This is a genomic window from Aquirufa nivalisilvae (assembly GCF_003143535.1).
Classification (GTDB): Bacteria; Bacteroidota; Bacteroidia; order Cytophagales; family Spirosomataceae; genus Aquirufa; species Aquirufa nivalisilvae.
The window spans coordinates 1,412,459-1,424,949 of sequence record NZ_CP029346.1; the positions used below are offsets into that span (position 1 = coordinate 1,412,459).

General features: G+C 35.0%; 11 protein-coding genes. 3 read left to right on the forward strand and 8 right to left on the reverse strand.

All coding sequences use genetic code 11. The features are described from left to right. Genes HME7025_RS06270 through queA form a run of 3 tightly spaced genes read right to left on the reverse strand, consistent with a single transcriptional unit; the run spans position 1 to position 4,135 of the window. Positions 1-2,373 (reverse strand): efflux RND transporter permease subunit, encoded by a 2,373-nt coding sequence (locus tag HME7025_RS06270; RefSeq protein WP_109322810.1) that lies wholly within the window; start codon positions 2,371-2,373, stop codon positions 1-3. Positions 2,374-2,375: 2 nt separating this feature from the next. Further along, positions 2,376-3,065: a 2-C-methyl-D-erythritol 4-phosphate cytidylyltransferase gene (locus HME7025_RS06275; RefSeq protein ID WP_109322811.1), complete on the reverse strand. Its 690-nt coding sequence runs from the start codon at positions 3,063-3,065 to the stop codon at positions 2,376-2,378. A 17-nt stretch (positions 3,066-3,082) separates the two neighbouring features. Further along, positions 3,083-4,135 (reverse strand): tRNA preQ1(34) S-adenosylmethionine ribosyltransferase-isomerase QueA, encoded by a 1,053-nt coding sequence (gene queA / locus HME7025_RS06280; protein WP_109322812.1) that lies wholly within the window; start codon positions 4,133-4,135, stop codon positions 3,083-3,085. 183 nt (positions 4,136-4,318) lie between these two features. Between queA and HME7025_RS06285 the strand changes: the two genes are divergently transcribed. Continuing rightward, entirely contained in the window at positions 4,319-5,614 is a 1,296-nt protein-coding gene (locus tag HME7025_RS06285; protein ID WP_109322813.1) for a cryptochrome/photolyase family protein, read from the forward strand. Here the strand turns inward: HME7025_RS06285 and HME7025_RS06290 are convergent. After that, on the reverse strand, positions 5,606-6,394 hold the full coding sequence (locus HME7025_RS06290; RefSeq protein ID WP_109322814.1) for a DUF3108 domain-containing protein: 789 nt from the start codon (positions 6,392-6,394) through the stop codon (positions 5,606-5,608). The two genes, HME7025_RS06285 and HME7025_RS06290, sit on opposite strands and share 9 nt — an antisense overlap. A 163-nt stretch (positions 6,395-6,557) precedes the next feature. Between HME7025_RS06290 and recA the strand changes: the two genes are divergently transcribed. After that, entirely contained in the window at positions 6,558-7,619 is a 1,062-nt protein-coding gene (gene recA, locus HME7025_RS06295) for a recombinase RecA (protein WP_109322815.1), read from the forward strand. Between the two features lie 51 nt (positions 7,620-7,670). Here recA and dnaA read toward each other — a convergent pair whose 3' ends face one another. Beyond that, positions 7,671-9,089 (reverse strand): chromosomal replication initiator protein DnaA, encoded by a 1,419-nt coding sequence (gene dnaA / locus HME7025_RS06300; protein WP_109322816.1) that lies wholly within the window; start codon positions 9,087-9,089, stop codon positions 7,671-7,673. A 430-nt stretch (positions 9,090-9,519) separates the two neighbouring features. Continuing rightward, positions 9,520-10,371 carry a diacylglycerol/lipid kinase family protein gene (locus tag HME7025_RS06305; RefSeq protein WP_109322817.1) on the reverse strand — a complete coding sequence of 284 codons (852 nt, stop codon included), beginning with the start codon at positions 10,369-10,371 and terminating at the stop codon, positions 9,520-9,522. Between the two features lie 63 nt (positions 10,372-10,434). On the opposite strand from HME7025_RS06305, the gene HME7025_RS06310 reads away from it, so the two are divergent. Beyond that, the gene (locus tag HME7025_RS06310; RefSeq protein ID WP_109322818.1) at positions 10,435-10,839 is read left to right on the forward strand and encodes a MaoC family dehydratase; all 405 of its coding nucleotides are present in this window, start codon (positions 10,435-10,437) and stop codon (positions 10,837-10,839) included. A gap of 56 nt (positions 10,840-10,895) precedes the next feature. Here HME7025_RS06310 and HME7025_RS06315 read toward each other — a convergent pair whose 3' ends face one another. Together HME7025_RS06315 and HME7025_RS06320 are read right to left on the reverse strand one after the other, a co-directional pair. Further along, positions 10,896-11,075: a histone H1 gene (locus HME7025_RS06315; protein WP_109322819.1), complete on the reverse strand. Its 180-nt coding sequence runs from the start codon at positions 11,073-11,075 to the stop codon at positions 10,896-10,898. Positions 11,076-11,231: 156 nt separating this feature from the next. Beyond that, on the reverse strand, positions 11,232-12,485 hold the full coding sequence (locus HME7025_RS06320; protein ID WP_109322820.1) for an aminotransferase class I/II-fold pyridoxal phosphate-dependent enzyme: 1,254 nt from the start codon (positions 12,483-12,485) through the stop codon (positions 11,232-11,234). Positions 12,486-12,491: the final 6 nt, after the last annotated feature.

Sequence of the window (12,491 nt, forward strand, 5' to 3'; positions counted from 1 at the left end):
CTAAATTTCCTCCTCTATGATGGTGTCGATTTCTTTTTTATTCAAGCCCATTAAGAAGGCAGGTAATAGAATCAGATTACAAATCATTGCCATCAATAAAGTAATGGAAACTAAAATACCCAAAGCCTGTGTTCCTTTGAAGGTAGAAGCCGTAAAGATGAAAAAGCCAAAAAATAAAATCATGGCTGTATAAAACATCGATACCCCCGTTTTTTGAATCGTAATTTGTACAGCTCTTTTTACATTCATTTGATTCTTTAGCCACTCTTCTTTATACCTAGTTAAGAAATAAATAGTTCCGTCACTGGATATACCAAAAGCAATCGAAAAGATAAGGATAGTACTTGGCTTCAATGCAATATTGAAATATCCCATTAAGCCAGCTGTTATAATCAAAGGAATTAAACTAGGTAAAGTTGATATTAACACCATTTTCCATGACCTAAATAAAACGGCCATCAGAAGGCAAATTAAGACAATTGCCGTAATGGTACTTTCAATTAAGTTCTTTTGTAAATATTCTGTGTTAAATGAATTAATAACTGAATTCCCTGTAACATCTGCTTGATAAGCATTGGGATTGTCCTTAGCCAATATTACTCCGGTTTCAGGATCTGTTCTGAAAATACTATCAATCTTAGGTTGTAAAATTTGATATAATTCCTTCGTTCTAACAGTACCTGCATCCGCCATTTGGTAAGAAATACGGGTGTGCTGCTTTTCTTTATCGATGAATCCAGCAAATAAATTACTCTTGCCTGATAAGCTCGACTGAAAGTCTTTCAGTTTATTCAATTCATCAATCCCTGGAAGGGTGAAATATTTGGGGTCTCCTCCTCGATACACTTGGTATAAATACTTAGTAGCTGTCAAAATGGAAAGTCCCGTAGTGAATTCAGGGTATTTTGCCATGAGCTTCTCTGTCCTTTTCATTTTAGATAAAATTTCAGGACTTAATGCCTTTCCTGGTGATTTAGCATCTACTGAAATTTCGAAAGGAATGATGCCATGAAAATGTTTTTCAATAAATTTTAAATCCGTGTATATCGCATTTTCACGAGGTAAATCATCGACAATAAATCCAATGGCCTTTATTTGCAATAAACCGTAGACGGACACCATCAACAAAAAGATGACAGTTCCGTAAATGGATTTTCGATGATTTAAAACCCAATTTTCAATTCTAATCAAGAATAAATTAACTCTTTTAGATTCAAAATGAGCCAAATCTTTTGGTCGAGGTGGTGCTAAGAAACTAAAGAAAATAGGAATTAATAGAAGGGATAATAAAAAAGTAAACATCACATTCACAGAAGCTACAATCCCAAATTCAACCAATAATCCTGAACCTGTAAAACTAAACACCCCAAATCCAATGGAAGTAGTAAGATTGGCTAGGAATAAGGTTCTACCTACTTTAGAAGCACTTTCTTTCAATGAAAAAAGCTTGTCTTGTGTCTGTATGTAAGTCTCATGGTATTTATTCAATAAGAAAATAACATTGGGTATACCAATCACAACTATGAGGGGAGGTATTAAACCAGAAAGTAAAGTGATTTTAAACCCTAGAAATACAATGGTGGCTAATGAAGCAAGAATACCAATTAGAATCACAATCAAGGCAAAAAACACGACTTGAATGGATCTGAAAAAGAATAATAAGATGAGTGAGGTCACTAAGATGGCTAAGCCAAGAAATATAATCAGTTCTTTCGTTACTTGAGACGTATATTCCGTACGAATAAAGGGCATTCCTGAGAAGTGAATATCTCGTTTGGTAGATAATCGATATTCTTCTCCTAACTGCTTAATTTTCTTAACTAAAGTGATTCTACCTTTATCATTAATTGTTTTTTGATCTAAGGTAATCAACAATAAATGCACCTTGTAGTCATCTGTATATAAGAAATTAGTAAAAATGGGTAATCGACTAATTTTACTTTTTAAGGTGTCTAAGCGCTCTTGAGTAGTAGGTAAATTGGCATCCCAAATGGTCCTAGTTTTAAACTTTTTGTCCGTACTATCAATATATACTTCCGGTAAATTGGATAAGGATAAAATGTTTTTGATCCCAGCTAATTGTTTGATATCCTGACTTAGTTTTTTCCAAGCATCAAATTCGGTAGGAGTGAAAAGCTTTGGGTTTTCTAGACCTATCACCATCACATTTCCGTCTTCTCCATATTTCTTTTTGAAGCCTTCATAAAGCTGAAAGCGCTTATCTGTTTTAGGCAATATTTTAGCTAATTCATAACTTAATTGAATTTGTGAAGCCTTGTAAATAAGCCCTAAAGTTAGAAGAGCTAAAACAAATAGAATAGCAATTTTATGTTTTAAAATATTGGATCCAATCCAATCCCAGGCGTTTTTCATGTTTATACTTTTTGAGTCAATGCTTCGGCAATCAGCAAATCCTCAGGGGTTGTAATTTTAATATTGGAATAATTTCCTTCCACTAAGTGAATATCAATTCCTAATAATTCCACCACACTCGCATCATCCGTAAAAGAATCTTGATATTCTTGTTGAAATGCTCTTTTTAAAAGAGAAAATTCGAATATCTGCGGTGTTTGAATGAGTTTAATTTGTGTTCGATCTAAAGGAAGATATACGTTTTCGTTATTATCCCATTGACGAATCGAATCCTTACTAGAAACGGCTAATACGGCATTTCCATGTTCTTCAGCATGTTGATAAGCTTGCTGGATGCAAGTTATAGATACCAATGGCCTAACACCGTCATGAATAGCTACTAAAGCTTGCTGATTTTCCTGAATTGCTTGAATACCCTGTTGACTAGAATGAAAACGGGTAGCGCCACCTTCCACTAAGTGATGCGGACATTGTTGTAGAATTTCAGGATGTTCTTGACAAAGTAAATGCCATGTAGAGAATTGATTCTGAGGTAAAACTAAAATCAATTCAATGTCAGCGAATGCTTTTTTGAATTGTAGAAGAGTATGGTATAAAATGGGTTTGCCTTGAAGGAGCAAAAATTGTTTGGGAACGGCACTTTTCATTCGCTGTCCAGTACCCCCGGCTACAATGATGGCATATTTCTTCAAAACAAACCCGATTTTAGTTAGATGATTAACATAACGTCACCATAACTAAAGAAACGATACTTCTCTTTAATGGCTTGTTGGTATGCTTCATGAATTAATTCATATCCTCCAAACGCCGAAGTCATCATCAAAAGTATAGACTCAGGTAAATGAAAATTAGTTAATAAAGCAGTAGGTATTTTGAATTCGTATGGAGGGAAAATGAATTTATCTGTCCAGCTATTGATCGGTTTTAAGTGACCACTAGCAGAAACAGATGATTCCAATGCTTTCATAACTGTTGTTCCAACAGATAAGACATGCTTTTTATTGTCAATAGCTTGATTGACATAATCGCAAGTATCTTGATTGATAATAAAATGTTCAGAATCTGTTTTATGCTTAGTCAAATCTTCTACATCAACCTGACGGAAAGTACCTAAACCAACGTGCAAGGTAATAGGAGTAAACTGAGCACCGTTTAATTCCATTTTTTTCATGATGATCTTCGAGAAGTGCAGTCCGGCTGTTGGAGCAGCCACAGCACCCACATGCTCAGCATAAATGGTTTGAAAACGCTCAGCATCTTCTGGGGTAGCTTCTCTCTTAGAACGTATTTCTTCAGGAAGTGGAGTTTCTCCTAATTCGTGAATAGCTGCCATTAAAGCATCATGGTCACCATCATATAAGAAACGAATTGTTCTTCCACGTGAAGTAGTATTGTCGATAACCTCGGCAACTAAATCAGAATCTCCAAAATATAATTTATTACCAACGCGTATTTTACGAGCAGGGTCTACCAAAACATCCCATAGACGATGTTCACGATTCAATTCCCTAAGTAAAAATACTTCAATTTGAGCGCCTGTTTTTTCCTTGTTTCCATACAATCTCGCAGGGAAAACCTTCGTATTATTGGTTACTAACACATCTCCTTCTCCGAAGTAATCAACGATGTCAGTGAATTTCTTATGTTCAATGGTTTTGTTTTTTCTATTTACAACCATCATGCGAGCGTCTTCGCGGTTATCTGTTGGATGTAAGGCAATTAAACTTTGAGGTAAATCGAATCTGAATTCAGATAATTTCATTCGTATGGGGTTTGAAAATGAAAAACGTAGAATTAATTAACGTAAAAAATTAATTCAATCGTTCATTTATTTTTGAATTAAAAAAACAATTTGCAAATATACACTTTTCAAGGGGGGCTTGTCAAGGTAATTTTTTGAAACAATCAATAGCCATGTCAGTTTACCTAGTGTAAATTGGTATGAATGAATGAGATTTCTGTTTTTTGGTTTCGCCGTGATTTGCGTATAAAGGATAATGTCGGGCTTTTTGAAGCTTTAAGTAGTGCATTTCCTGTTTTGCCAATTTTTATTTTTGACCCTAATATTTTAGATAAATTAGAAAATAAAAAAGATGCCCGAGTTGAATTTATTCATGAAGCACTCGCAAATTTAAAAAGTGATATTCAGGAACGAGGTGGCGATTTGATGGTATTACATGACAATCCTTTATCTGCTTTTAAATCATTAGCACAGCATTACACAATCAAACATATTTACACCAATCATGATTACGAAAGTTATGCTATTCAACGAGACTCTGCCATCAAAACATGGGCTGAGGACTTAGGAATATCATTTCATAGTTTTAAGGATCAAGTCATTTTTGAAAAGAATGAAGTTTTAACTGGGCAAAATACGCCCTATACGGTTTTTACTCCTTATTCAAGAAAGTGGAAAGAAAAGTTAGCAAATACCGAATGGAGGCAATTTGAATCAGATAATTTGTCAAATTATGTTCGTGGCTCATTTGAAATGCCAGCTTTAAATACATTGGGTTTTCAAACATCTGGATTTCAATTTCCTTCATTGAGTTTTTCAGATGATATAATTCGACAATACCAGGTGAATCGTGATTATCCCGGTTTAGATGCTACTTCTCATGCTTCTGCCCACCTCCGATTTGGAACAGTTTCGATTCGAGAATTAGTCAAAAGAGCATTAGGGAAGTCAGAAACTTGGCTAAATGAGTTGATTTGGAGGGATTTTTATTTCAATATTACTTTTCATTTTCCTCATATTGGAAAAGGCTTAGCTTTTAGAAAAGAATATGATCGCATGAAATGGCGAAATAATGAACAGGAGTTTGAGGCATGGAAAAATGGACAAACAGGCTATCCAATTGTTGACGCAGGCATGCGTGAATTGAATCAAACTGGTTTTATGCACAATCGTGTGCGCATGATAGTGGCAAGTTTCCTCGTTAAGCATTTATTAATAGATTGGAGATGGGGTGAAGCTTATTTTGCTGAGAAATTATTGGATTTTGATTTTTCAGCGAATAATGGAGGGTGGCAGTGGGCAGCAGGTTCAGGTTGCGATGCCGCTCCATATTTTAGAGTATTCAATCCTTATTTACAAACTCAAAAATTCGACAAGGATTTAAGCTACATTAGAAAATGGGTGCCAGAGTTTCAGGAGTTTCATTATCCCAAGCCAATCGTTGATCATGAATTTGCTCGAAAACGAGTATTGGCTACCTATAAAGAAGCTTTAGGGTAGTGCCGTATAAATGGTTTTGCCAGCTATTTTATAATCTTCTAAATCGATGCTTAAAAATCCAATCTTCAGGTTTACTTCCATTTTAAATGGAATCTGATAGCTGTCTTGGCTAATCCATAGTCGAATGGCGTCTTTGTCTTGAAACAAATTGTTTTTAGGTAACACCAATGAGGTTCGGATACAATTTTTTGTTCCAAATTTACTTTCTACCTTTTCAAAGCCTTTTACGATACACCAAATTTCATAAACTTGGCCGTCAACAAGTATTTTGGCACTCATCTTTTGACCAATTTCTAGTTCCTGTAAGTTCTTTTTACGTAGAAAATAATAACCGGAGATTAAATCTAACATGGAGTTAGAAATGCTTAGGTTTTTATCTTTGGGGGTATTTTGAGGGGAGGAAATTTGCGCTATTCCTTTGTCGTGGTAAAAATCAACTACTTCTTGTTTTTTGTACCGCCCTTCTCTTTTATTCATTTCTGCTTTAATAGGCAATAAAGTACTTGGGTCCATGTAAGATACCCATATGTCTAAGAGTGGACTGAAAACATTGAATATACCTACTGTCTTTCCTTCTATCTCTACTTTCCTGGTCGGAATCTGTCGAACGGATCCCAAATTAGGACTGCTTTTTATCTGAGCTTCGGCAGCATTAATAAATCCAAGATGTATTCGGTATTTCAACTGCTCACCACCTAAAAGTACATCCTTGTCTTGTGCTTTTGACGTGATGGATAGGCAAAATAATAAAAAGAAATAGGCAAAAATTTTTGTTTTCAAAGGGTAGAAGGCTCAATTTCTGGCAAGATAAGTATTAATGAAATAAGAGTATAGAATATCAAGTAATTTGATTAAATATTAGTGGCTATTTCCTATTTTTGTTTAGCTAAATACAAAACAAATTTGTGATAGTTATCCATACCATTTTATTAATCAACATACCATGGCAAAACAAGCGAGCGAAGCTCAAGGCGCAACATCTGAAAAATTAAAAGCCTTACAAACCACTTTAGAAAAATTAGATAAAGCTTATGGAAAGGGGACGGTCATGCGCCTTTCAGACAGTAAAGTCATGGATGTACCTGTTATTTCTACAGGATCTTTAGGTTTAGATTTAGCATTAGGTATTGGTGGAGTGCCAAGAGGAAGAGTTGTTGAAATTTATGGACCAGAGTCTTCAGGTAAAACAACATTAACCTTGCATTGCATTGCAGAAGCGCAGAAGGCGGGAGGAATTGCCGCATTTGTGGATGCAGAACATGCATTTGATCGTTCTTATGCAGAGAAATTGGGTATTGACACGCAAAATTTATTAATATCTCAACCTGATAATGGTGAGCAAGCTTTGGAAATTGCGGAACATTTAATTAGTTCTGGTGCAATTGATATCATTGTAATTGACTCAGTTGCTGCATTGGTTCCTAAAGCAGAGATAGAAGGAGAGATGGGAGATTCAAAAATGGGTTTACAAGCTCGTTTAATGTCGCAGGCCTTACGTAAATTGACTGGAACGATCAATAAAACGGGATGTTGCTGTATTTTCATTAACCAATTACGTGATAAGATTGGTGTTATGTTTGGTAGCCCAGAAACGACTACGGGTGGTAATGCTTTGAAATTTTACGCCTCTGTACGTTTAGATATACGTAGAGCGGGTCAAATCAAGGAAAGTGCAGATTCTATCACAGGTAATCGTACACGTGTGAAAGTGGTTAAAAACAAATTGGCACCTCCATTCAAAGTAGTTGAATTTGATATTATGTATGGAGAAGGTATTTCAAAAGCTGGCGAAATATTGGATCTAGGAGTAGATTTAGGCGTTATTGATAAATCAGGATCATGGTTTTCATACAATGGAAACCGATTAGGCCAAGGTCGTGATGCAGTGAAAGATTTAATCAAGGATAATCCAGAATTAATGGATGAATTAGAAGCTAAAATTAAAGAGAAAGTAAAAGGAGATGATTCTGTCTTGTTAGATAAGGACGGAGCTATTGAAGAATAAATTGTCAAATGTCAAGTACTAAAAAAGTCTCTCGATTTTCGGGAGACTTTTTTAGTTGGCGTTAAGATTAAAACGATTGAATAGTTTTTTGACAGTTTTCTCGACTGATTTATCTGTTTCCATGGCTTCTGAGATGGATTGCACTGCATGAATGACAGTACTATGATCTCTTCCGCCAAAGTGATAACCAATTGATTTTAATGGGAGATTGGTTAATTCCTTTAACATGTACATCGCTACTTGCCTTGGGAATACATTTTCTTTCTTACGGCATTTACCTTGTAAAGTGCTCAATTCAACGGAGAAGTGATGAGTTACTGCTTCCAGGATATTTTCTACACTTAATTCTTTTTCTTGCTCATTGACAATGCTTTTCAAGGTAGATTTTGCCAATTCCAAATCAATCTCTTTTCTGGTTAAGGAAGCTTGAGCCATTAAAGAAATAATGACACCTTCTAGCTCTCTTACATTTGTTTGAATAGAATGAGCAAGATATTCTAATACTTCAAAATCTATTTGAATGCCATCATCCTGCAATTTTTTCTGAATAATAGCAATACGGGTTTCAAAATCTGGTTGTTGTAAATCAGCTGTTAATCCCCATTTGAATCGACTTAATAAACGGTCTTCCATACCAGCTAAATCACGTGGTGCACGGTCAGAAGACAAGATGATTTGTTTTCCTGATTGATGTAAGTGGTTGAAGATATTAAAGAATGTTTCTTGAGTCTTTTCTTTTCCTGACAAGAATTGCACATCATCAATGATAAGTACATCTACTTGTAAATAGAAATTGGTAAATGCTTCGATGGAATTATTGCGAATAGCATTGACAAACTGATTGGTAAACTTCTCAGTAGAAACATAAAGCACAAATTTCTCTGGAAACTGCTGTTTAATTTCATTACCAATTGCTTGTATCAAGTGGGTTTTACCTAATCCGACACCACCATAAATCATTAAAGGATTAAAAGATGTCAAACCTGGTTTATTCGCCACAGCCATTCCGGCAGCACGTCCTAAACGATTGCAATCGCCCTCAATGAATTTATCAAAGGTGTATTTGGGAATTAAATAAGAATCTAATTCTAATGAATCCAGATTTTTAAATTGAAATGGACTTTTAGCTACAGGATTGTTAGTGAAATCTTTACTAGAATTCTGTTGATTCGTAGTCGGTAAGTTAAATGATAAAGGAGGGTTTTTACGATCCCCTTTGTCAACGATGATGGAATATTCCAACATACCTTGTCGACCAATGGTGTGATCTATCGCTTTTCTCAATGAAGAAACAAAGTTTTCTTCTAGCCATTCATAGAAAAATTGAGAAGGAACTTGAATAGTCAGCGTGTTATTTTGAAATTTTAAAGGGACAATTGGGCTGAACCAAGTAGTGAAACTCTGCTCAGAAATATCATCACGGATGATACTCAAGCATTTATTCCACAATTCAGTTACTTCCATTTGCATATAAAAATCCTTTTTTTTTAGGGTCAAAAATTCCTCGTTGAAGTATTAGCCATAGAAGACATACTTCAAATGTTTAAAATTTCAAATAATGGTTTGGGTACCTAGAGAAACGATAAAGCTTCACTTAAGCGGGGAGACAAAAATAGTAAAATTCAAGGTCGTTCCAAATCTAAAAAAAAATATTTTCAACTTATTTTTAGTAAAAAAAGTGCGTTAAAATTTGGAACTAAAAATTGTTCAATTTTTATGTACTTCTGGTGTGTTTTGGCTTGAAAAAATATAAGAAAAAAAAATAAAAATATTTTGAATCAAAAACGTAGTTATTTAAACAAGGTCTAAATTTGAATAGAATGCATTTTGGTTAAACTATTGTAAATCAGAAAGTTACAAGGTAATTCGAAGAAGTGGAGTAAATTGAGATTTTTTTAATCTATAAAATTACACGCAAAAATTTGGGAATAATTTTAATGGTATGATGTAATTCTTTCGTTTGCAAATTTTCTCCATCCATATGGTATAAAGTGCCAATAGGGACGCTGAAATCGTATCTTTGATAGGATTGTATCGATACTTTTTTATGTTGACTTATATTTTTTAAAAATAGGCTAATTCCAAGTTGAGCTGATTCCCAAATAGTTAGGGGTTCTACTTTCACTACTTCAAAGTTTCCATCCTGTAGATTTGAGTAAGGGGAAATGAACGCATTATTGCCAAATTGATTAGCATTGGCAAAAGTCATAGAGAAAACATCTTCCCTTGTTTCATCCTTCTGAAGAATTTGGATCGGTTGATATTGAAGAACTGACTTAAAGGAAGATCTAATATAATTGATTAATCCTCTTTTTTCACCTTTGGCAAATTGGTGGGCTACTTCTGCATCAAACCCTATGCCTGCGGTACAAAAAAATGCATCTTTATTCCAGAATGCTACGTCAATCAAGATTTCATTCCCTTGAATGACTTGTTGTAATGCTTTCGAAAAGGATAAATGGATACCTAAATGTCTTGCTAAACCATTTCCTGATCCTATGGGTATAATACCAAGGGCTGTATTGGTACCAATGAGAGCACTTGCTATTTCATGTATAGTCCCATCTCCACCTATGGCAACTACTTTTTGAGCACCATTTTGTACTGCTTTGAGGGCTAAATCATGCGCATGACCAGCATATTGAGTTAAATGTACCTGACTATTTTCAATCTTTTCTAATTTTTGAAGCATTTGCTTTTTACTTGCATTACTTTTGCTTCCAGAGTTGGGATTGTAAATAAAGTGGATCATGCCTTTAAATTTCAATTGCAAAGTTAGACTCTATTTTTCATTATTAATTAATATACCTTCAATATGTATTCAGTCGGAGATAGTTATGAAATTGAATTTTGCTTTAATCAAGAGCAAGTCAATGATTTCTGTAAAATTTCAGGAGATTTTAATCCTTTGCATTGGGATGAAGAATTTGCAGCACAGACAGTCTTTAAAAAGCCCATTATTCATGGAGCGCTCATTGCCAGTGTTTTCTCTCGAGTGATGGGAATGGAGTTTCCAGGCCAAGGAAGTGTTTACTTAAGTCAATTGTCTGAATTTAAGCGACCATTATATGTTGACTTAGTTTATCAAGCTAAGTTTACGGTCATCAGCATTGACCCAATTAAACATACAGCCGAAATTCAGACTCAGGTATTTGACAAGGAGAGAGGCAAGTTGATGGTGGATGGTGTTGCCAAAGCAATGAACGCGGATAAGTTCTAACATAAAAAAGCCCGATACTAAGTAACGGGCTTTTTTTAATCAAGAAATTAAACTAATTATTTTCCTGAGTTCTTTTGATTCTGAACTTCAGTACGAATTTCTTGAGCTAAAGTTTTTAGTTGCTGTAAGCCACCTCTAACGCGTGTTCCTGCTGCTTGGTTTCCTTTATCGTAGAATTTTTCGAAATCTGATTCTAATGACAAAACGAGGTCTTTCACTTGTGCAAATCTGCTCATAATAATTTGATTTTGTAGGTTGTAAAAATAGATTGTCTTATTTCGCTGTTTGAAGCGCTTATAAGGCGAAATTTAACAAAAAACTTAATCCATACAAACTATTTCTATGAAAAAACCCAAAAAAAAGTTAAAAAAGTTAAAAATGGCCAATAAATCTTATTTTGCAGCATTTAAAACCTTATAATAACCCTCTTGTAATCTTTTTTGAACTTCAGCAAAACATTCGGTAGTATAGTCAATATCTGCTTGAGTATGAGAAGAAGTTGGGATAATTCTCAACATAATTTGCCCCTTTGGTACTACTGGATATACCACAATACTGCAGAAAATACCCATGTTTTCGCGTAGGTCTCTTACCAAAGAAGTTACCGCTGCAATATCATATTCACCATGTAAGAATACTGGAGTTACTGGAGATTGAGTTTCACCAATGTCAAAACCTTTTTCTTTTAAACCTTTTTGTAAGGAGCGTACGTTTTCCCATAAACGTTCTCTCAATTCTGGATGTTTTTTGATTAATTCCAAACGCTTCATTCCTCCAATCACAAATGGCATTGGTAATGCTTTTGCATAGGTTTGAGAGCGCATGTTGTATTTTAAGTACATGATAATGTCCTTAGGGGCAGCTACAAATGCTCCAATGGCAGCCATAGATTTAGCAAACGTCGAAAAATATAAGTCTATACCGTCCGTACAGTTTAAAAATTCACCCACTCCTTTACCATTAGCACCCATTGTACCAAATCCGTGAGCATCATCTACTAATAAACGGAAGTCGAAATCTTTCTTCATCTCCACAATTTTATCCAAAGAACCCACTTTTCCGGACATACCAAATACACCTTCCGTAATCACTAAAATTCCTCCTCCAGTCTCTTGGGTCTTTTTCGTAGCACGTTCTAAATTCTTGCGCAATGAATCCATGTCATTGTGATTGAACTTATAATAGTCGCCCATTTTGGCTTTATGTAAACGAATACCATCGATCAAACAAGCATGAGATTCCGCATCGTACACGATAATATCACGGTGATCTACCATACATTCAATGATAGACATAACACCTTGGTAACCGTAGTTTAATAAGAAACAATCTTCTTTTCCTACGAATTCAGCTAATTGTCTTTCGAATTCTTCATGCTCATCAGTATTACCAGACATCATTCGAGCTCCCATAGGGTAAGCTAAACCATATTTTGCTGCTGCATCCGCATCTGCTTTTCTTACTTCTGGATGATTAGCTAAGCCTAAATAATTATTTAATGACCAGTTGAGCATCTCTTTTCCCATGAATGTCATTCTTGGGCCAAGTTCTCCAGTTAACTTTGGAAATGAAAAATAATGGTGGGAGTAATGCGCATGAGCACCAATTGGCCCCATGTTTTTAACAACTTTCTCGAAAATATCCACTGTAAG

What these genes read in the sequence shown, in the direction of transcription:
- HME7025_RS06270 (WP_109322810.1), bottom strand. Translation starts at nt 2,373, where the DNA reads ATGAAAAACGCCTGGGATTGGATTGGATCCAATATTTTAAAACATAAA.
- recA (WP_109322815.1), top strand. Translation starts at nt 6,558, where the DNA reads ATGGCAAAACAAGCGAGCGAAGCTCAAGGCGCAACATCTGAAAAATTA.
- queA (WP_109322812.1), bottom strand. Translation starts at nt 4,135, where the DNA reads ATGAAATTATCTGAATTCAGATTCGATTTACCTCAAAGTTTAATTGCC.
- HME7025_RS06310 (WP_109322818.1), top strand. Translation starts at nt 10,435, where the DNA reads ATGTATTCAGTCGGAGATAGTTATGAAATTGAATTTTGCTTTAATCAA.
- HME7025_RS06285 (WP_109322813.1), top strand. Translation starts at nt 4,319, where the DNA reads ATGAATGAGATTTCTGTTTTTTGGTTTCGCCGTGATTTGCGTATAAAG.
- HME7025_RS06315 (WP_109322819.1), bottom strand. Translation starts at nt 11,075, where the DNA reads ATGAGCAGATTTGCACAAGTGAAAGACCTCGTTTTGTCATTAGAATCA.
- dnaA (WP_109322816.1), bottom strand. Translation starts at nt 9,089, where the DNA reads ATGCAAATGGAAGTAACTGAATTGTGGAATAAATGCTTGAGTATCATC.
- HME7025_RS06305 (WP_109322817.1), bottom strand. Translation starts at nt 10,371, where the DNA reads ATGATCCACTTTATTTACAATCCCAACTCTGGAAGCAAAAGTAATGCA.